General features: G+C 48.3%; 20 protein-coding genes. All 20 read right to left on the minus strand.

All coding sequences use genetic code 11. The features are described from left to right. Window positions 1–50 precede the first annotated feature (50 nt). Window positions 51–1,145, minus strand: coding sequence for a hypothetical protein (locus A2273_07550; protein OGF08193.1), 1,095 nt, complete (start codon window positions 1,143–1,145; stop codon window positions 51–53). Beyond that, window positions 1,145–2,206, minus strand: a complete 1,062-nt coding sequence (locus A2273_07555; GenBank protein OGF08194.1) for a hypothetical protein — start codon at window positions 2,204–2,206, stop codon at window positions 1,145–1,147. Before A2273_07555 ends, A2273_07550 begins: the two co-directional genes overlap by 1 nt. After that, a complete protein-coding gene (locus A2273_07560; protein OGF08195.1) occupies window positions 2,203–3,417 on the minus strand; it encodes a hypothetical protein in 1,215 nt (404 codons plus the stop codon). Before A2273_07560 ends, A2273_07555 begins: the two co-directional genes overlap by 4 nt. A gap of 16 nt (window positions 3,418–3,433) precedes the next feature. Then, window positions 3,434–3,670 (minus strand): hypothetical protein, encoded by a 237-nt coding sequence (locus tag A2273_07565; protein ID OGF08196.1) that lies wholly within the window; start codon window positions 3,668–3,670, stop codon window positions 3,434–3,436. Window positions 3,671–3,679: 9 nt separating this feature from the next. After that, window positions 3,680–4,657 (minus strand): hypothetical protein, encoded by a 978-nt coding sequence (locus tag A2273_07570; GenBank protein ID OGF08197.1) that lies wholly within the window; start codon window positions 4,655–4,657, stop codon window positions 3,680–3,682. After that, window positions 4,647–5,243 carry a hypothetical protein gene (locus A2273_07575; protein ID OGF08198.1) on the minus strand — a complete coding sequence of 199 codons (597 nt, stop codon included), beginning with the start codon at window positions 5,241–5,243 and terminating at the stop codon, window positions 4,647–4,649. Before A2273_07575 ends, A2273_07570 begins: the two co-directional genes overlap by 11 nt. Then, window positions 5,236–6,540, minus strand: coding sequence for a hypothetical protein (locus A2273_07580; protein ID OGF08199.1), 1,305 nt, complete (start codon window positions 6,538–6,540; stop codon window positions 5,236–5,238). The genes A2273_07575 and A2273_07580 overlap by 8 nt, the downstream gene beginning before the upstream one ends. A 21-nt stretch (window positions 6,541–6,561) precedes the next feature. Continuing rightward, a complete protein-coding gene (locus A2273_07585; GenBank protein OGF08200.1) occupies window positions 6,562–7,434 on the minus strand; it encodes a hypothetical protein in 873 nt (290 codons plus the stop codon). Window positions 7,435–7,456: 22 nt separating this feature from the next. Next, the gene (locus A2273_07590) at window positions 7,457–8,872 is read right to left on the minus strand and encodes an undecaprenyl-phosphate glucose phosphotransferase (GenBank protein ID OGF08201.1); all 1,416 of its coding nucleotides are present in this window, start codon (window positions 8,870–8,872) and stop codon (window positions 7,457–7,459) included. Further along, on the minus strand, window positions 8,869–9,882 hold the full coding sequence (locus A2273_07595) for a hypothetical protein (GenBank protein OGF08202.1): 1,014 nt from the start codon (window positions 9,880–9,882) through the stop codon (window positions 8,869–8,871). Before A2273_07595 ends, A2273_07590 begins: the two co-directional genes overlap by 4 nt. Continuing rightward, the gene (locus A2273_07600) at window positions 9,879–11,342 is read right to left on the minus strand and encodes a hypothetical protein (GenBank protein OGF08203.1); all 1,464 of its coding nucleotides are present in this window, start codon (window positions 11,340–11,342) and stop codon (window positions 9,879–9,881) included. Before A2273_07600 ends, A2273_07595 begins: the two co-directional genes overlap by 4 nt. Further along, window positions 11,339–12,616 (minus strand): hypothetical protein, encoded by a 1,278-nt coding sequence (locus A2273_07605; GenBank protein OGF08204.1) that lies wholly within the window; start codon window positions 12,614–12,616, stop codon window positions 11,339–11,341. Before A2273_07605 ends, A2273_07600 begins: the two co-directional genes overlap by 4 nt. After that, on the minus strand, window positions 12,606–13,745 hold the full coding sequence (locus A2273_07610; protein ID OGF08205.1) for a hypothetical protein: 1,140 nt from the start codon (window positions 13,743–13,745) through the stop codon (window positions 12,606–12,608). The genes A2273_07605 and A2273_07610 overlap by 11 nt, the downstream gene beginning before the upstream one ends. 1 nt (window position 13,746) lies before the next feature. Beyond that, on the minus strand, window positions 13,747–14,985 hold the full coding sequence (locus A2273_07615; protein ID OGF08206.1) for a hypothetical protein: 1,239 nt from the start codon (window positions 14,983–14,985) through the stop codon (window positions 13,747–13,749). Window positions 14,986–14,987: 2 nt separating this feature from the next. Then, window positions 14,988–15,551, minus strand: a complete 564-nt coding sequence (locus tag A2273_07620) for a hypothetical protein (protein OGF08207.1) — start codon at window positions 15,549–15,551, stop codon at window positions 14,988–14,990. Next, a complete protein-coding gene (locus A2273_07625; GenBank protein ID OGF08208.1) occupies window positions 15,532–16,461 on the minus strand; it encodes a hypothetical protein in 930 nt (309 codons plus the stop codon). Before A2273_07625 ends, A2273_07620 begins: the two co-directional genes overlap by 20 nt. Before the next feature lie 59 nt (window positions 16,462–16,520). Beyond that, window positions 16,521–17,480: a hypothetical protein gene (locus A2273_07630; GenBank protein ID OGF08209.1), complete on the minus strand. Its 960-nt coding sequence runs from the start codon at window positions 17,478–17,480 to the stop codon at window positions 16,521–16,523. Between the two features lie 86 nt (window positions 17,481–17,566). Next, a complete protein-coding gene (locus A2273_07635) occupies window positions 17,567–18,868 on the minus strand; it encodes a hypothetical protein (protein OGF08210.1) in 1,302 nt (433 codons plus the stop codon). Next, a complete protein-coding gene (locus A2273_07640; protein OGF08211.1) occupies window positions 18,865–20,004 on the minus strand; it encodes a hypothetical protein in 1,140 nt (379 codons plus the stop codon). The genes A2273_07635 and A2273_07640 overlap by 4 nt, the downstream gene beginning before the upstream one ends. A gap of 320 nt (window positions 20,005–20,324) precedes the next feature. Continuing rightward, window positions 20,325–21,500, minus strand: a complete 1,176-nt coding sequence (locus A2273_07645; protein OGF08212.1) for a hypothetical protein — start codon at window positions 21,498–21,500, stop codon at window positions 20,325–20,327. Window positions 21,501–21,553 lie beyond the last annotated feature (53 nt).

Consider the following 21,553-nt stretch of genomic DNA (forward strand, 5'->3'; position numbering starts at 1 on the left):
ATTGATTTCTAGTCGCCGCCGTTCAGGGATGGTACCGGTTTATTCAACTGTCAATGCTTTCCGATACGCTGGTAAAAGGCGCTTAGTTTTCGGCCCTCGGCCGGCCAGTTGTATTTGTTTTTCACGGCCTCCCTTCCGTTGGCCCCCATTTTCCTGGCCTGGCCGGGATTGGCCAGTATATATTCGATGGCCCGGGCCAGCCCGTCGGGATCCAGCGGATCGACGCATAACCCGCATTTGTTGCCCTCCACAATGCTCCTCCACAGGGGGAAATCGGAGGCGATCAGAGGAAGGCCGGCCGACATGTATTCGAATATCTTGTTGGGCTGAGCATCGATATGGTTGGGCAGCGGGTGAAAGGTGACCACCCCGGCCGATGATCGGGACATTATCCTGGAGATCTCATCCCGGGAGCACCATCCCAGGTAATTCACCTTTTCCCATCCCCTGACCCCCTCCAGATGCTGCCGGTATTCCGGGGGATCGAACTCTCCGGCCAGGTTCAGCCGGATGTCCCGGTTTACCAACCCCAGGGCAGTTACCAGTTCGGTATTGCCCCGGATCTGAGAGATGCCCCCGATGTAGCATATCTCATCATTGGCAGCATAGGGGCCGTCAACGATGCCGCTGGGGTAATTGTTGACGTTTACGACATTCTGGTTTATCCGGGCGAACCGGGAATTGATCTGGGGGGTGGCGGTGACGATCCCGGATAGTCTTCCGGCCGCCCGGTTCTCAAATGATTCGACAAGCCGGCTAAGTATTTTACGCAGCGGTTTGGGTATCCAGTACCGGCCGTAAAGGGCCCGGGGCATATCCTCATGCACGTCGTAGATGACCGTCCGGCCCTTGTGTCTCATCAGCCAGGCGTACGGCAGGAACTCGATGTCGTGGAAGTGATAGATATCGGCCCCTTGGGCCATCGCCGTCCGGTAGGCGGCCAGGTTGGCGATCAGGAAACGCTTGATCCTCGGCAGGTCGACATCGGACAGGCCGATGATCTCAACGCCATTGGCCTTTTGGCTCACGGCCTTCCATACTATGAAGATCACCCGGTGGCCCTGGGCCGCCAGCCAGCTGCATTCCTTTTCAAAGATCCGCACGTCGGTGGGCTTATGAACGGTGGTTATATGGCAGATAACCATCAGCCGGCCCTTCCGGCTTTCAGCAGTTCGGCATAAATGCCGGCAAATATCTCCCGGTTGACGGCCACGGTGGCTTTCCGGCCGATGATCTCCCGGTTGATATTGGCCGCGGCCGCCGGATCGATCGACAGAGCTTGATCGATCACGCCGCTCTCCCCTTCGTTGACCACTTTGCCGTTGACCCCGTCGCTGATCCATTCCCGGTTGGCCGGCAGGTCGGAGACCACCGGAAGGCAGCCGCAGGCCATGGCCTCCAACAGGCTCACCGAGGTGGCGTCGCTCCGGGGGACGGATATGAATATCCTGGCCCGGTTGTAATAAGCCCCGTTTTCCCTGGACCCCAGAAGCCCCACAAAATCAATCTTGTCTCGCAGACCCAGGTCCTGCACCTGCTGCTTTAGCTGTCCGGTCTCAGTCCCTTGCCCGGCGATCACCAGACGCCAATCTTCTTTGGCGGTGTTCATAAATTCATGGAAATATTCTATTACTTTATCGATCCGATATAACTTACCATGCATGCGGTTTGAATATATGAGGTTCTCCTTTGGTATCCCCCGGTTAGGTTCAACCCCTATTCCCAGGTTGGCGATGACTATCTTCATCCGTTTACTCCCGGCCAGGTCCTCCATGGCCTTGGCCATATACAGCGAATCGGAGGTGCAGATATCAGCCCGGCTGATATTATACCTTACCATCTGCCGATAAAATAACCCCTGTTCGGGGGTCGCCAGGATATCGCTTCCCAACGCCGTCAGAACTTTGGGGACCTTATATCGTCCGACGGCCAGGATAGTGGCGGTGGCGGTAGTGTTGGCCTGCATGATATGTACTACCTCCGGCCGGTACTTTTTATAGATTTTGCGAATGGCGCCCACTGTCCTCAGAAAGGAGAAGGGATTCCTGACGGAAAAATCAACCGTCATTATTTCCGTCGCACAGCATTCGCCCTCTCCCGAGGGGCCGTTGGTAACAACTATGACCGTTTCGAACTGGTCCTGGACCATCCGGCAGAATCGCCACAGATGGCAGGAATCGGCGCCCACCAGCAGCAGACCCTTCATTGTCCCAACACTCCATCAGAATATTCCCGGATCTGATGATAGCTCAGTCCGCAGAGCATTGCATATAGGGATAGGAACCTGGCATCGGTAAGCGGGTTGTTGGAAAAAGCCGCCAGCAGGATGATGACCGAAAACAAAATCAGCATTTTGGGGTATGGCAGGCTCCGGTAACGCCAGCCGTGAATGACCGGGATCAGCACCTGACCCAGGTACATGGCCAATCCAATCAGTCCGTAGCGCCAGGCCATCAAAAAATATTCGCTCTCGGAGTACAGATGGTTCTGGTAAAAGTAATCCTTGTTGGGCCCGTAGCCTATCCAGGGAGATCGCCTTATCATTTCGGCCAGATGATCCCATATCTCCAGACGGTTCATAAAGGACATATTGCTTGCCAAGTCCGTCCTCCAGAGAGAGGATATATAGCCGATATTGAACAACGCCACCGCTCCCAGCATTATACCGCCGGATGTCAGCAGGATCGCCGCACTTTTCAGGGAAAATTTCTGCATCTGCCAATTGACCAGCAACATGGCCAGCAATGCCAGGGCTGCCGTCTTGGATCCGGTCAGCATCACCATCGTCACCGAGACCAGGCCAAAAAGAACAACCCATAGGTTCTTTTTGGCCGACAGGAAATAAGCCGCGAAGAATGACCAGAGGATGGCATTGTTGTTGGGATTGCCCATCACCCCCAGCAGTCTTTTAGGGGCCGAGCGCCCCAGACTGTCAAGTCCGAACCCGGCCAGGCGGGCGCTGTCGGCATAAAATGGCATCACCCATTTATTGAAATCGAACAGGTTGAGATAATTCAAGATATTGAAGGCCAGCAACAGTCCGAATACCGGCCGGGCCAGTTTTTCCCATCCATTGGGGGCCTGGTCCTTTAACAGCAGGCAGACGAAGACGATAATAACAGCATACTTGAACAGTTTATAATATTCAAAATAATCCCTCAGGACAAAAAAACGGCCGTTGCCCAGCATGCAGGCCAATATCCATACCGCAAAGAGGTTGATATAAATTAAATAGGCCGCCAATCCTTTGGAAAGCGGCAGAGGACGTTTGATGTTGAATATCAACACCAGGGTCATCAGATACACCGCCAGGTCCTCGGACCTCAGCAAAGGAACTCCTCCGCCCAGGCTGATGTTGGGCAGGAGAAACAGGCCCCCGACAAAAAAAGCCGCTATGACGTTATAGGCCCTTTTCATGGCCGCTGAGCGGACATCAGATGCCGGAAGCCCCGGCCTGGGCCAGCTTTTCTCTCAGCTGTTTCAGGGTCAGATCCCCGGTCATCTGAAAAGCACTCAGATCGAGGCCCAGGATGGTTTCCAGCTCCAGCTGCAGATTGATGACATTCATCGAATCCCACCCGGGGATATCGTAAAGCTTCAGCCCGTCGACCACCTGTTCGTCCTTCAGCTCGGGGAAAACATTCTTCAGGGCGGTTCTGATCTTCTCCATCGTAACCTCCTATAATTTAATTAAGGCGGCACCCCAGGAAAGGCCCCCGCCAAAGGCCACCAGCAGCACCTGATCCCCGGGGCCGGCCGACCCGCTGGCCACCACCTCGCTCAGGGCTATCATCACTGAAGCCCCGGCAGTATTGCCGTAATTGTAAAGATTGACATAAAATTTGGAGCGGGGTATGCCCGAATTAACCGCTATGGCGTCGATGATGCTGATATTGGCCTGATGGGGCACCACGACCTTCAACTGCGATCTATCGACCTGGTATTTGGCCAAAATCTCATCGATGATTTCGCTGCCCCGGGCCACCGCAAAATCGTACACCTCCCGCCCTTTCATGGTGAAATACCAGTCCCGGGGGTTGCTTACCTGGGGCCCCGGCAACATGGTCCCGCCCCCCGGGACCTGGATGACATCGTGCCCCCGGCCGTCGGTTTTGATTATCGATCCGATGATGCCGGGCGAGGCCGGATCGCTGCCCAGCAGGACCGCCGCGGCGCCGTCGCCGAAATAAGGAAAGGTTGCAAAATCGCTGGGATTCAGTATTTTGGAGTAAAGTTCGGAAGCGATGACCAGAATGTTGTCGTATTGGCCGGATCTTATCAGGCAGTCGGCGAAATGCAAAGCATATATCCCGCCGCTGCAGACGCTGTTGACATCGACTGCGAATGCTTGGTCGGCATTAAGCAGGGCCTGGACCCTGGCAGCGGTGGCGGGCTGGATCCGGTCCGGAGAGGAGGTGGCCAGAATTATCCCCTGCACTTTGCCGGGATCGAGGCCGGCCTTGGCCAAACACTCCCTGGCGGCCAAATAGGCCAGGTCGGAGGTGCACTGCTCCGGGGCCGCGTAATGCCTGGCCTTTATTCCCGTCTTCTGCTCGATCAGGGGAATGGCGTTGGACGGAAACTGCTTCAGGTCGGAATTTCTCACCTCCGCTCCGGGGATGTGGTGGCCGGTGGATATTATCCTGCTATGCATCATCGTTCCCTTCTGCCCATTGACTATACAGAGGCTCCAGCTCCGGGTATTTTCTCAGGAAAGCCTGGTCGGTCTTCCTGGTGTCGCCGATGACCTTGGCGGGATTGCCTCCGATGATGGCAAAATCCGGGAACTCCCCCCGGACGTAGCTGTGGGCGGCCACGATCGACCCCTTCCCTATGCTGGTGTTCGGCATCAGTATCGAATGCGGCCCGATAAAACTGTACTTTCCTACGGTGACCGGCCCGGTGATGTAACCTTTGAGCTGATGGTGATCGCTGTATTTCTCCCCGTAAAGCCTTATGGAGATATGGCTGGAATGGGTGAATATCCCCACCCAGCCTCCTATCTGGCAGCCCTCTTTGATGGTCAGGCCGTGGGAGGCATCCAGGATGGAGTAATGGAAAACGAACACGTTGTCCTCCAGCACCAGCCCCCCCGGGGAAACGATCACCGCGGTATTGCTGATCCGGGTGTTCCGGAGAACTTTCCGGCCAGGCCCCCGCTTGACCCTCACCATCTGGGGCTGATACAGCCGGCTGATCTCCGATATCACCCTGGCCCTTACCCGGCCGATTATGTTACCCATAGGCCTCCGATCTCTTTCCGGATATTTTATAGAGCCACACCAGGGCCCCGCTTAGATAGGCCAGTTGGGTGGCCGAAAGCATATACAGCCCGGCCTGGATGCTATGGGCCACCACTGCTCCGTATAAAACAGACAGCACCAACAGCAGGTTGCCGAACAGCCCCAGATACAGCACCTCCTTCTGTTTGTTCACTATGATCGGGATCTGGGACAGGGGCGACACGATAAAGTTCAGGAACAGCCAGGGGGATAATATCCGGGCGTACTCCCCGGCCGCCTGCCAGCGCCCGCCGAAAACCATCGAGAACAGCGCCGGAGAAAAGAGATATATCAGGATAAAAATCGGCAGGGCCGCCAGAAACAGCCCGGCGATGGTCCTCCCCACCAGTTTTTGGAGGTCCTGACCGCTATTATAGGTTTCCGCCGCCTTCTGCAGAAAGACCTGAGACAGCGAAGCCCCCATCAGGGTAAGCGGGGCCCGCAGGATCCTGACGGTCAGGGTGTACAGCCCCAGGGTGACGCTGCCGAAATAAAAAGTGATCAGGAAATTCGTGCCGGAGAGCTGCAGCATATCCATGAAAGCGTGCAGCGAATTGATCAGGGGGAAATCTTTGTATCTCCTGGCGTTGGATTTTATTTTTTCCCAGCTGATGGCACCGGGGATGCGGTTTTTATCCCTCCATATCTGGTATCCCAATATCCCGGTAGCCACGCTTTGTCCCAGGACCCCGCCGCCGATCAGTCCTCCAACCCCCCACCCCCCCAGGCCCATTCCGATATTGGCCAGGGAGGATGATCCGTATTGGAACACCCGGGAGGCCGAGAGCCTTTTATACTGTTTGTTGCGGTTCGACCAGTAATTGAATATCTGATAGGCCCCGGTCAGTACTATGGAACAGGGGACCAGATACAGCCAGGGGGCCAGCTTCAGGTCCCCCAGAGCCAGGGCGATCCTGTTTTTTGCCAACACCACGGCCAGCAGGGAAAGTCCGCTTACGGCGATGGTGATCAGGCCCGACAGGGCCATGATGTTGAGGGCATCGTCATCTCCGGCCGGAAGCATGATGGCCATCTCGTAACGGCCGGTGGCGATAATGCTGAACAGGGAGACCACGGACAGGTACAGGGCAAACATCCCGAATTCCGACGGCGAATAGATCCTGGTCAGTATCGGAGAGATGCCCAGCTGAATGGCCTGGGCGATTATGGTCCCGGTCATCAGGGTGGCTACGTTGACGGCGAACTTTCCGCGAGCGTAGTTTTTGATATTGACATTGTCGTTAAAAAAATAACCCATTCCGCTATAAAAACTTCAGGTTCAGCACGATCGGTCCCTGACCGCCCCTTTGATGAACACCGCCAGCAGTCCCAGCATCAGCCCCAGAGCCAGAGACATCAATACAGTGGAAAGAACTTTCGGCCTTATGGGGTCCGTCCCGGCCACCGGCTTTCCAATGATCCGGTAGCCGGTCAGGTTCTCCAGGCTGTTGCGAAGATTATTGATCTTCACTTTGAAATCGTTGATCGAGGTCTCCAGCTCGGCCGGATTGAAGTTGGGGTTCTGCCGGAAACTGCCGGATCTCTGCAGGCCTTCCCTGATCAGCAGGGCCTTCTGCAGATTCTCTTCGGTGTCCCTGATGCTTTGATCCAGGGACTTCCGTTCTTCTTCTATCTTCTGCTTGATGAACAGATTGTCATTTAAATGGGCGATGGCCCCCAGCAAGGCCTTCTCAGCCGGCGGCCCCGGTTGTCTGGTCTGCACTACCAACCTGAATATATTCTCCGATCCCTTTATCTCCTCGCACCTTATCCCCTCGATGATCGCAGCATCGCCTGGGGGGAACATTGTCCCCGGCGGGCCCGATTTGATACGGTCCCATAGCTGGTTTATCATGGCCTTGGTCTCGGGGATGTTGACCAGAGAGACGGTGGTGGGCTTTGATTTAAGGGGACTGGTCCCCCCCACATTCACCAGGACGAACAGGGTTCCTTTGGATTCGGAGGAGATGGCCGCCAGTTTGCCGCTTTCCGGAACGGCCGCCAAGGCTTCGGCCTGGTATATTTTGGGGGAGGTCAATGAGAATATCAGCCCCGCCAGGGCGGCCAGGATCATAGCAGATCCGATGATCCTCCAGCCCCGGAATACCTGTTGCCACAGGTCCTTTAGCTCCCGGTCGTTCGGGTTATCCATGGCGCCCTCCGTTATAGGTTTATCAATAAGCATTCCGGGGGAATATCACCTGAAGCACGGTCCGGATCAGTATCTTGACGTCCAGGAACAGCGACCAGTTCTCGATGTAGAAGATGTCGCACTTGGTGCGTTCCACGATCGAGGTGTCCCCCCTCCAGCCGTTGACCTGGGCCCAGCCGGTGACGCCGGATTTCATCTTGTGCCGGGAGGCATAGCGCGGGATCTGGTCCTTGAATTTCTCCACGAAGAACGGCCGTTCCGGACGGGGCCCCACCAGGCTCATATCCCCCATGATGACATTGAAAATCTGGGGCAGCTCGTCCAGGCTGTATTTGCGCAGAAAGGCGCCCAGCGAGGTCCGGCGGTCGTCGTTGGGCTTGGCCCACACCGGCCCGGTCCTGTCCTCGGCCCCCATCCGCATCGAGCGGAATTTCAGCATGTTAAAAGTCTCTCCGTCATACCCCACCCGCTCCTGGGCGTAGAATACCGGCCCGGGGGAGGTAAGTTTGATCAGCCCGGCCAGCAGCAGGTACAGCGGCGAAAGGACCACCAGTCCCAGGGTGGCGGCGGCCAGATCGAAGATCCTTTTATTGATCAGGTCCCATTCCGTCAGCGGGATCTCCCGCAGGCCGATCACCGGTATATTGCCCAGCTGGGAGATGCTGGTGTCCCGGCCGATCATATCCATCAGGTCGGGCACGAATTTCACCTCCACCGGCCGGTGTTCCGCGGAGTTGACTATCTCGTTGAGGTCGGACTGCATATCATGCGGCAGGACTATGAACAGGGCATCCAGCCGGTATTCGTCTATCAGCCGGGATATCTCGCTGTATTTTTTTACCTCCAGTTGCTTGACCGCTGTCTCGCCCAAGACCGGTTCGTCGGCTCCGTTGGCCGAGATCAGGCATTCAATCCCGTAGCCATACTCGGGATTGAATTTCAGCTGTTCGATGATCTTAAGGGCGATGTCCCCGCTGCCGATGATGGCGGTCCTTTTCAGTCCGACGCCATGTTTGGCCACGATCCGTCTGAAAATGCTTACCGCCATGATCCGCTGGGCCGAAAGCAGGAAGAAGGACAACACCGTCGCCATGGCCAGCACCAGCCGGGACCAGACCACCTCCCGGTAGAAAAAGGAAAAGGCCATGATGGCCACGATCCCCACAAAAGTGCCCTTGGCCACCCGGTAGATCTCCTCGTCGGGAGCGAACCGGCTGCGGTTCTCATACAGCCCCAGCAACCAGAAGATGCTGACCCATAAAAAGGCCACCACCAGGGACCCGACAAAATACGGCCTGAAAGGCGGACGGCCCAGAGGAATGGGAAACAGATGGGAATCGAACCGCACCCAGAATGAAAGGATGAATGCCAGTGCGATGACCAATACATCGGCGGTCATGATCATCCCGGAATATGTCAGCTGCCATCTGCGGTTCATATTCTATTATCCCGTTGATCTGCTGTTGATTTAGACTTCCGCACCAGGTACCAGTCGATCAGACCCCTAAAAACCCCGGCGAACTGGGCCGCCGCCCGGCCCAGCAATATAAGCGGCGAAAGAGATCCCACCACCGGATCCTTTGCCAAAGCCTTCAAAGTGAAAGGCAGTGATATCAACAAAAATGCCAGTGCGGCAAAGACAGAGCCATAGACGAAAACCCTGCCGAACAGTCCCAGCAGCAAAAGGGCAATTATCATCGGAGCCAGCAGCAGCTGCAGCTTCATGACCTGCGGGGTGTGTGAATCGGAGACCAGCTTGTTGGGATTCTTCCTGACCGCCAGCATCCGCCAGTAGGCAAATTTAAATTTTTTCCTGAAATAGGCCGCCAGGGTCGCCGGATGAAGGTGATAAACCAAAGCCTGCGGGGCGAAGATCATCCTATGGCCGGCATTGTGCATCCGGTATGAGAGTTCGACATCCTCGGCACAGGCCACCTTGAAGCTGGTATCGTAACCCTTGAACTGGAGGAAAACATCCCGCCGGAAGGCGGCCGAATAGGTGTCTACGAAGTCTATATTTTCCCTTTTCCTTAAAAGATCGTATTTATCCTCATATTCCAGCTGAACGAACCTGGCGGCGATCTGATGCTGTTTGGTGCGATAGGCCCCCTTGACCGCAGTTACATTCGGGTCGGCTTCCAAAGGACCGATCATCTTTTCCAGCCAGTCCGGCTGGGGAACGCAGTCGGAATCGGTGAACACGATCACCGGGGCCTCGGCCTGGGAGACGCCGTTATTCCTGGCTGCCGCCGGGCCGGCATTGCCTTGTTTTATCGATTTGATGTCCTGATGTCTGGCGACAACCTCGGCGGTTGCATCATTGGAGCCATCGTCCACCACAATGATCTCATATTCCGACCGGCCTATGGTCTGATCGGCCAGAGCATCTAAACACTGTCCTATGGTCTTCTCTGCGTTATATGCAGGGACAATGACCGAAGCCCTCACGGCCTAGCTCCTCCATATGTTCCCTTAAAAATATGTTTGCCCAGGGTCAGTCCCCCTTTGGCCAGACGCTTGAACTCCCGGGGATCGGTCAAGCCGTCCAGCAATTTGCGGAGGATATATGACGGCCGCATGTAGAATTCTTTTCGGGCCCGGTCGCAGAACTCCACCAGCTCGGTATTGGAAAGCCCCGGCCGGCTGACGATGCTGTTATGCATCCCGTCAGGCGTCAGCCACTCCCGGAAATCGCCGGTGGTCAGGTAGCCGTTGCTCTTGGCCCACTGGTAGGCCTCGGTCCCCGGGTATACCATTATCGGGAAGAACTGAGCGGTATCCGGATTGAGCTCCTTGGCGAATTTCAGGGTGGTCTCCAGGGTATCCCTGGTCTCGCCGGGGTTGCCCACCATAAAACAGCCGTGCAGTTTGATGCCGGCCTTTTTGGCGTCCCGGAAGAACTGCCGGACCCGCTCCACCTTCATGGATTTTTTCATCTGGTCCAGCACATTTTGATCGCCGCTCTCCACCCCCACGCAGAACAGACGGGCCCCGGCCTTCTTAAGCATTTGCATCGTCTCCAGGTCGACGTCGCAGCGGGAATTGGCCGACCACTTGATCTTGATGCCGCGCCGGATGATCTCTTCGGCAAACTCCAGGCACCTTTTCTTGTCGAAGGTCAAAGTGTCGTCCTCGAACATCAATTCCTCGACGTCGGGAAAGTTTTCCAGGATGTATTCTATCTCGTCCGCCACATTGGCGATGGAGCGCAGGCGGGGCTTGCGGCTGCAGAACACCTGGGGGTAGACGCAGTAGACGCACTGGTAGGGGCAGCCCCGGCCGGTGATGATGGTGATTATGGGATACTGGCTGTGGGCGTAAAAATAATCCTTGTAGTTAAGGTGCTTGCGGTAGGCCTGGCTGACAAAGGGCAGGGAATCGATGTCGTCCCTCAGTTCCCTTTCACCGGTATTAATAAGCTTGCCCTTATGTCTTAGCACCATTCCCGGAATATTATCGATTGGTTGCCCTGATCCCAAATTCCCGGCCAGCTCAGCCAAAGTGTCCTCATACTCCCGTAAAGCCACGGCATCGATGGCGTCATTGATCCCCAGACTTTCCTCCGGCAGGGCCGAAACATGCGGGCCGACCAATATCACGAACGAATCGGGGAGCATTGCTTTGATTTTGGCTCCGGTCTCGACGTCGCTGAAGATGCTGGGGGTGCTGGTATCGATGACCACCAGGCTTGGGCCGAATTCCCTGATTATCGGCACCAGCTGCTCCCACTCCATGCCCGAGGCCGGGCAGTCCAGCAGTTTGACCTGGTGGCCCTTCTGGTCCAGCACCTCGGCGGCGAAGGCCAGCCACATGGGGTAATAGAAGGTGCCGCTCTTGGTGACGGCCGGGCTACGTTGTTCGCGGGAGAATTTGGCGAGGAACGGGGGGTTTAGTAGTAATATATTCATAAAATATCATTCACCTGAATTATTTTTTTTTGCACGACGACCCTGATAATATCATCGTATTGCTTGATTTGCTCTTCAAAAAAACCCAGCTCTCCATTAACACTGATTGCCCTCTGCGGACAGCATGAAAAACAATACAGACATCCAATGCAGTTCTCCGAGAATTTATCTGGCTCCGGTTTGCCCATTGGGCAATATTCTTTACAATAACCACATTTAATGCACCTTGAATGATTATGATTCAAAAGGACCGACCCCATTTCATTGTTTATCATAACTTCTTGAGTTACCCCTAGCCTAAAGAGCAATTTATTGCCCAAACCTTTATCGAAAAGACTACCAATACCTGGTGCATGTCGTATTTTTTGAAAATATTTTTGCAGTTTTTTATGCGTAACCAAAGCCGTTAGCCAAGATATTTGAGGTCTTTTGAAGGCTGTCGAAAAAGACCCCAATCCAAGTGTTTCTAAATATTCTAAGTCTTTGCCGTTTAATTTCCCGCGTTCCTTCGCTTCTTTCAATACCGGGACATCATTGATTGGTACATGGGCTATTATTGCTGCTGCTGCGTCAATCAAATAAGGGTTAGAACCAGCTACGATCAATCCACCCTTGATTGGTGTTCCAGTGGTTGGACCAGTCCCCTCCATTGCTATAACAGCATCCAGTATATGTAAATTTGGTTTGATCTGGTCATTTAAATTGCAGATGTTCTTTATTAAACTATAATGGGTTTTTTGTTTGTTTTTCATACCAGCAAGACAACCGATGAGGCTTTTCAAGCAAGCACTCATTTCAGTCTCATAATGCATTTTCAATTTTGGCAAATTTATAAAATAATCTGCCTCAAAAAATATTTTTGCAGCCATGGCCACCACCCCGTCTTCAAACACCACATCCCGCGCGTCAACCGAATTGGTGTCCAAGTATTTTATTCCCAATTTGTCCGACAAAACGTCAACCTTCAATCTTTTTATAACATCTATACCCTGGCGATGAAATCCAGAATTAGTCCCCTCTGCTATGGTTATGTTTTTGTACCCCTTGCTATGTAATATTTTCACTACTGCTACTATTATACGCAGGTCAGTAGTGTTGCCGGTAAGTGCATTCATATTGCTGTTTAAATTCGGCTTAAGAACAATAGCCGCATCTTTATTAACCGGCAGATGATTGTCGTATTGAGTTATAATCTCTTCTACCGATTTATATATCCCACCAGCGGTATCTGCCCGTTTGATGATTATTTCATTTTTATATATATCAACCGACATATTTCGATCGGTTCTTTTTTGCAAGTTCATACACTTCATCTGCCTTCTTTGCATAATTGGTCCATGTATATTGGGCCGAACGTCTGGGCCCCGCACTGCCCATCTTTTCAAGAAGTGCGTTATTATTTATTAATTCATTTAGCCTTGCATTGAATTCTTCTTGTTTGTCTGGATTGAACATTTCCGCCACCCCTTCGGCAATTTCTGGCAATGCTGTTTTATTGGAACATAAAACAGGTGTTCCGCAAGCCATGGCCTCCAACACAGGCAGCCCAAATCCCTCACCGAAAGAAGGAAACACAAACAACTTTGCACCATTGTAAAGTGATATAAGTTCTGCAATACTTACCTGACCCGTGAAAATAGTTTTTTTATCATCGCAGGTAAAACCACGCCCGGCAATATTAATGCTTTCGTCCACGAACTTGGGATCTTGGGCACCAACAATAACTAAGGATATCTCTTTATTGTTTTGAATTAGATCATTAAAAGCCTTTAACATTCCTGATAAATTTTTTATCGGTGCAGTTCTACCAACGCAAAGTATGTAAGGAGTGTTTATCCCATATTTCTTCAACGTCCGCCTTACAACAATATATTCAATTTTCTTAAACAAAGGCGATACCCCGCATGGTATCACATGGACTTTTTCTGGACTAACACCGTATCTGCTAACAATCTCTTTTTTGGAATATTCCGATATCGTTATAACCTGATCAGCATTACGAGCGCTTCTTCTCACCAACAGCTTCATCTGTAAAGTTCTTAAACGTCCGAAATAATTGGGATATACTTCGTAAAGAATATCATAGATCCCTACCACGGTTGCACACGGCATCATATAAGGCAGAATATAATGGGATTGGAACACATCCAGTTTATCCCGACGGGCCAAAATATTAAAACCGACGAGATAGTTGAATTGGCCGGCATTTGTAAACAGCTCCCGGTGTTGCGCGTAATCTTGCATATGTCTGCCGACTCCGGCATTTTTATGGTACAGGTAATAATGACTATTTTTGATTATCCCTCGGCCGGCAACGATCTGGTTTTCCACGATGGATTTTACACCCTGGTCTATGCCGTCCAAGTAATGGGCATCTATGCCTATGTTCAGAGGAGACGGCATATCACATCGCTATACCAGCATTACGTCTGCGGAATTTTTGCTTTGCAGAATCAACAACGCCAACCAGCTTTGCGCCGGTAGCTTCCCAGGAGTGGTGCTTCTTCGCGAAATTATAGGCATTATGACCGAGAGAACAAATAAGTGCTTTATCGGCCAGGACCTTGATGCAGGCTTCTGCGAAATCAACATCATTGTCTGCTATCATCGCTTCCTTATTATTGGTTATTTTCACCCCAGCGGCACCGGCCGAAGTGACCACTACTGGCATTCCCCGCCCCAATGCTTCCAGGAACTTCATTTTGACCCCGCCTCCAGACCTCATGGGAATGACTACCATGCTGGACTGATTATAATAGGGTTCTACATCTTCGACGAAGCCCGTGACCATGATTCCCGGTAGTTTCGAAAGCTCCCGCACTTTCGAAGCGGGATTGGCCCCGACAATGGTAAATGTTGCCGTCCCCAGGCGTTTCCTTATCCTGGGGAATATGTTACGTGAAAAATAGTTCACAGCATCTATGTTGGGGCCATAAGCCATACTGCCAACGAATAATATGCTGTTGCCAGCCACTTCTTTCCCTTCTTGCTGCATATGACACTCTGTGCCCCTTTCCAACACAGATATTTTGCCAGCATGCTTCTTCGCTGTTTTTGCCACCAATTCCGCTCTGTCTTCATCGGTTATGACTGTTACGTGGTCAAATGCCTCGACCATTCTTTTTTCCCAACCGATCCAGCAGATTTCCTCCCTTTTCCATAAAACCTTTCTGAACCCCGATCTTTCATGCAGCATTTCCCTTTTGGCCAGCCCGGATTCAATATTTTGCATGTTGATGATCTTTGGGACATTTAGGTTCCAAGCCAAATGGACCATATATCCATGCTCAACAAATACAGCTGCGATATTGCATTCCTTCGAAATATTCTCAATTGCCTGCTTCATCTCACCGCTTTTATTCCTGGCCGTTTTATAGGGCAGATTGCCAGACCAACTTTCCATCAAGGCCAAGGCTTTATTTTCGTGGTCCCTGTTAAAGAGCCGTATCTTGACGTTTTCCGGCAATGCTGCTATTTTTTCCACTTCTTTTAAAAGGTTTGAATGGAAGCAAAAGACTTCAATGTCATAGGTTTTTGACAGCTGACGAAAACAATGAGTAAGACTGATTGAGCCCCCGGAGTACAACGTCGGCGGTTCAGGTGCTAGCCAAAGTATCAATTCCCGTGACTTATCTGATATCATTTTTATCTTACCCACCACCTATACCAAAAAGGATTGTTGCGACTAAGATTTTCCCAATTAATTTCCACAGGTGTCAGACCATCCAATAAAAGAAGATGTTTAATATCATCCCCACAATCCATTTTTGCCAGTTCAAAGGACACAACAATGCAATTTGAGTCCGGGAACTCTGGGGTCCGGTCCCACAATGACATATACAATGCGTCATCCTTGATCGCATCGCTACTATCTGATGTCTGCCACACCCACACCACCCCTATTTTGTCTGTGGCCCTGTGCTTGCTGCTGTCATGCGGGCTGCAGTCCAATGTCTCCCGGCCCCTAAATATTGCGCTCTTTTCTGGAATAAGCTTTTTATAATGGCGTTCCTCGATCGAAGTGTCTGAAATAGATCTACAGTTATCTGGCAATAGTTGATAAATCTGGATATGATCGATTAATTCCAACAAATTAGCTTGGTGCAGAACAACTTGATTCTGACACAAAGCAGAATTCACAAATTGGCGCAGTGGGATCACTATAGTTATTATAGCTAAAAGCAGATATTTATATATTTTTGCGGACATACTTTATAAACCTTTTGAAGATAAATAGATAATATATCTGGCGATTGGGGTTGGTTTTCAACCAATGAATGATATTGCAAACGAGCCGCGGAACGAATCTGTCCATCTGGTGTAGGATTCCAATTGTCCTGATATCAACAAAAAAAGAATCACTTGATAATGCATATGGCCCGAGGAGTTTCTCGCATAAAAGGACCCTTGCCTTAATCCGAAAGTGCTGATATGTTTCACGGGCAAGCACAAAACGAGAATGCCAAATATACTTGGGATCTTCTTCTTTTTCAGGGCAAAGATACGTCAATATGTGCTTTTGCAGAGATCGGGACACTTGATCTGAGAATATATTTTGTTCGTTGTATTCCGGTGATATCATGTTATTTGTTGCTTCATTCACAGATTTCATTATTTTTCGAACATTATATGGCATAATCATAAAATTAGATCTGACCCAGTAATTAAAAGAACACCCTCCTATTCTATATTCATCCGGACGCAGAACGAAATATCTCCTCCAATCCCGGTAATTTGAATTATAAATAACGCCTGCAGAGAGATTATATTTCTTCAAAATATAAAACAGATTGCTGTTTAAACATCCTTTGTACTCGTTAATATTTAAGGGATATGAGTCATTGGCAAATATTATTAAATCATATTTTTCATTTCGGCCATCTATCCACTGGACACCCTTTTGCCAGCCACTGAAATCGTAAATAGAATTATCTCCGCCTATTAAAATTGTACCGTCAGCTAAAGTTTCCGGGAACTTGTTTCCTATTTTATTATCGATTATAACAAAACGAAAATCGTGTTGTATTCGATCTAGCATACCACGGAAAAAGGACAGTGAACCATTATGCTTTTCGGGTTCATATTGAACATAAATAACAGCAACAGATAACTTATGCATCTTTTGTTTGTGCTATTTGATTTGTATTGGATATTTGCCGTGGTTGAATAAATAATATTCTATGGCTTTCTTATGTAGGCAATAACTTGATCACCCCGCTCCTCTTTATTTAATAGCCTTGAAAGAGACTTGAATTTACCCATTTGTCGTCGGGTGATAAATGAATTTTTGGGGTTTACCAAATATGAATCCCCTGAATAAAGCGGTACCCTTCTCATGTACTGTTCGCTGCCCCAGAATTGAAATTCAGTCGAGTCATAAATTACGTCATAAATATTCATACCAACATTATTTACAAGTATTCCCAGACTTTTCAAGGAAAAGACATGGACATGCCTTGGGGCATCGATCTGCACCCACTCTGTTCCGTATTTCTCCCAAGCAAAAGTATCTGCCACAGGGGTTCGGATAATAATCACGCCCGTTTCATGCAGTTTATCCTTTGCTTTTAATAGAGCCTCCAGTGGGTCTAATATGTGCTCCAGCGAATGATTGAACATAATTATATCCCAGCAGCACTTCGTTTGCCCAATATCCACCTTTTTGATTTGCAATCCGTTATCATATGTGATATCTCTATTTATAAACGGATCAATTCCGAGAATATTATCCAAACCAATTTCTTTCAACTCATACAAAAGTTTTCCATCACCGCAACCGACATCCAATATCGAAGTATCATTATTTATGGCGACTTCGGATAAAAAAGCAAGCTCTTTATTTGGCACAATATCGTTTATAACTTTACCAATTCCTTTTTTTTTAAACACTGCGCTCTGATTTCTTTTTCTTCTTATGAACCTGCCTATTCTGCCGTGTTTCGCTTTTGAGCTTTGCATGTTATAACTGTAATAATTGGGTGGATACTTAAAATCAAGATCTTTTGTCATCTCGGATATTTGTAAACATTTACAGACTGAACATTGGAAATAATCATATATATCACCCAAACCAAACATCATATCCCGAACATTATATGATGCATTTTTTTGACCATTACCACATATTCTACATTTCATATATCTCCATCGTTAATATATTTATAAGATCAGTAACGATTTATGTTTTCGGTTATCGCCAATATTAAGGGGCATTTATTAATGGGTTAAAAGGTTTTTGCATATTGTTTATGCGCAGCGAATAAATTCGAAATTGAATAACCCAGCCTATGTGCGGGAATGACCATCATAAACATGATTACCATTTCAGTCGAAATGACTACAATTGCAGCGCCATTTAAGTTCCAATAAGGGATTACAATGAACGACAAGATCATGGACACAATACTGCCAGACAACAAGGCTCTCATATACTTGTTTTTGTGCCCAATATTCAAAAGAATCTGAGTCCCAAATATATTGTCTATAAAAACCATTAACGGCATCAAAGACATGATTTTAATTAGGCTTGAAACTTCCGGCAGCCGCTCTCCAGCAATAAGTAACACTAAATAGTCGGACGCGGCCCATAATCCAATCGATAATAAAACAAATGCGACCAAACCAACAAATAGCACCTTGCGCAACAACATGAGCGCTTGTAATTTTGCGGTGTGAAACAACAATCCTACCCTGGGAAATAAAGCTGCCGAAATGGGATTGCACACATTGACTGCTGCGGATATGATTTTTTGGGCGATAGAATAATATCCAACAATTTGATAAGAGGCAAACATTCCAAGTGTTATTATCGGGCTGTTACTATATATTATCATTGATATTTGGGATACAAATACGTGCCAACCGTCAATTAATTGATCCTTTATTTCCCTTACTGTTGGTATCTGCAATTTGATCTGATACTTGGTAACACAATGGACCATAGAAACGATTCCCGGAATAATAATACCGCAAACCTGAATAATTATTGCCAACCTGTAATCACTTTCCCCTCTAATAAATACAAATATCCCGAGCGTGGATAACACCTTTCCAGATAAATTAAATAACGCAATGTACTTCATTTTTTCAATGCCTTGGTAAAACCATTGAGGCAATAATACATTTCCGATGACTGCGCCAAAAGCAATTGAATACAAAAACCAATTTTCATGTAATTTGGGTATTAATAATACCAATAACGCAACGACTATGCCGCAAATAAACATCAACAATGTTTTAACAAACAGCACTTCATTGAATATTTTCAATATCTTTGCCGGATCAGATCTATTAACAGCTATCTGTTTAGTAGCGGTAAGATTAAATCCATAATCTACAATAACCACAAAATAATATATGAATGCAAATACAAATGCCATCAAACCAAAGTTTTTCGGACCCAACATACGCACTAAAAATGGGAACGTTATAAATGGTAACACATAGTTGGCTATCTGGACAACATACAAATAAAAAAGATTCTCGATTAATACTTTCCTCAAGACATCACCACTCCTATCCTTCATTTCCACTTAACGATACCTGTATTATTATCGATTTCACAGTCTATCATTTTATTAAACAATGCATATAATATCCAGAAAATAGCACCGTACGCAAATGAAGTGATCACGATCTCAACCGAACTGTTTATTATTGATAAAAGAAACACCGGCAATAATAAGGAGCCAAAGGGTATAACATCTTTTTTGTTAATTTTACTTCTCCGTGCTATTTTAATAAATGGCAGAAGGAATAGGGTGCATATTGCAGACAACCCTATAACGCCAAATGAAACAGCATATGATAAAAACACATTGTTAGGGTCGGTCTCTTTATAAGAGAATAATTGTTTAAAATAATGTTGGTCCGGGCCAACACCCGTCAACGGGTTATGGAGAAATGTATTTAAGCCATCGCTATACATATAAATACGCACCAGAAAAGATGCGTCTGTCTTCATGTGAATAAAGCGTTCTATCAAGTACAAAACAAAAGCCTTGAAAACAAAATAAAGGGGTACAGTGATAAGTATTGCATAAATAACATAAGATAACTTAAATTCCATCTCCTGCTGAAACGAGTATTTCCTATATATATAATATAATAACAACGCGCCTAAAAATGAGACTATCGGTGCACGGGCCATAATTAGTATAAGAACAACTGCACTTACGCAATAGTCGAAATAAACAAGATTTCTTATTGTTGTTTTTTTGTTCCACAGTTTTCTGGTTCGATATAACAAAAACACGAAAAAGGTCAATACTGCCGAAACAAACACTGACTTGCCCCAACCCAGGTCAAAACCAGTATGAAATTCCATATACGATTTCCCGGTAACAGCCGTTCCTTGATATATGATAAAAATCAGTTGTCCAATTATGTATGTATAGATCAATGGAAAATATAAAGTAAAATACCTCTCCGCCCCTTTTCTTGACACATAACCCGAGTTAAATATAATATAAATTAGCAACGGCAAAATATAAAGTGGCAATGATCCTCGTATGCCTCTATAGAGACTAACCCATTTTGCGAAAGAAGCCACAGATAGAAGGAAGAATAAACTGAAAACAATAACAATAAAATCGATTTTAAAAATCGGTTTGCGTAAAATAATATTTTTAATAAATAAGACTATTGCCAAAAATATTATCATATAAAAATGAATACTAACAGATCTTTCAACTGGTGTAAAAGCCAATATTACGCTTAGAAATATTATTAAATCTGGATATTTAATAGATATAATTATATAAGGTATAATTACTACCAGTGTCGTCAATAAGATTAAAGGGGTCCACAACTGATAAGAGAATAAGCATACATTCAGACAAGATAAAAGATAAAATATGCCCAAAAACCATTTTCTTTTTAATGTGGTTTTACTAATATTTTCCATAATTTATCAAAATTAGTAGTATTTAAGCACGCTTTTAATAACCCAAACTATGCGCAGTTAATGGCACAAAGATTTATTCACTGGAACAAATTTATTAGATTTTTATATTTATCATCTTTACGTATGGCTAATAACCAAGACAGCCAAACCATTGATCCCGCACTCACAATGAAACCAATCAACATACCAAAGATTATTATCAACAAACGTTTCGGCCAGCTCTTCTTCCAGGGCGGACTGGCCCTTTCCAGGAACTGGATCTTAGGCGTGTCCTTGGCCTCCAATATCTTGGCATGCTCCAGTTGTTCCACCAACAGGGCATACACCTCCTGGTGTATCCTCACCGCACGCATCCGGCGGGTCAGCTCGGTACCTATATCCGGCGCCTTGGCAAATGGGATGAACAGCGTTTTGTCCTTACCACCCACCATCAGGTTGTTCAACTGTTGTTCGGCCTTGTCTATCTCGGTGGTTAAAATTTTTATCTGGGAGTTATCCTTGGTATTGTATGATTTAAGGGCCTCCAGCTCTATTCTTTTGGTCATGATGTCCGCCTCTATTTTGGCCGACATCTCTATCAGGGCCTTCATCTCCTCGGTGATGGATACCGTCCGGAAGCGTTTCTGGAACACCCTCAGTGAGTCCTCCATCTCCCTTAACAAAACCTCCTCCTGGGCCACCCGGTTCTCGATGAACTCCCGGGCCCTCTGGCCCTGCGACATGTTGAGCTGGCTGTAGATGCTGTTCAGCACGTCCCCATAGCAATTGGCTATCTCGGCGGCCTTGTCCGGGCTTTTGTCCTCAACCGTGACGGTTATAAAACGCTCATCGGTCACTTTTATGGCGGTGACCTTGTCCAATTTCTTGTTCACGTTGTACAGGGCTTTCCCGGGATCCTTGGCCAGTTGTTTGTCCTTCTTGTAATGCTTCACCAGGCCGCATTGATCGATCACCCGGCCGGTGACAGCCCCGTTCTTAAGCATGAAGGCGAAGACGTCAGACGGGGTCACCATACCGGGCATAAAGCCCACCCCGCCCACTTCGGGATCGGACGGCATGCCGGCCTTGAAGGCCAGGCTCATCAGGCTCATGCTCTGGCTGGCCGGGGGCATCAAGGTGGCGGTGGCCTTGTATTTCTTGGGGATCAGCAAGCTTAAGACCAGGGCGAATACGGTGAACCCGGCCGTGATCCAGATGATGGTCCTGCGGTTCTTGACCAGGATATAAAGCAGGTCATAAAAGCTGTTTATCATTGCGTCACCTTCAAAGGTTTTTATATTGGGCACCAGGTCAATTTATTTTCGGG

It is taken from the genome of Candidatus Edwardsbacteria bacterium RifOxyA12_full_54_48 (assembly GCA_001777915.1).
GTDB lineage: Bacteria > Edwardsbacteria > AC1 > AC1 > EtOH8 > UBA2226.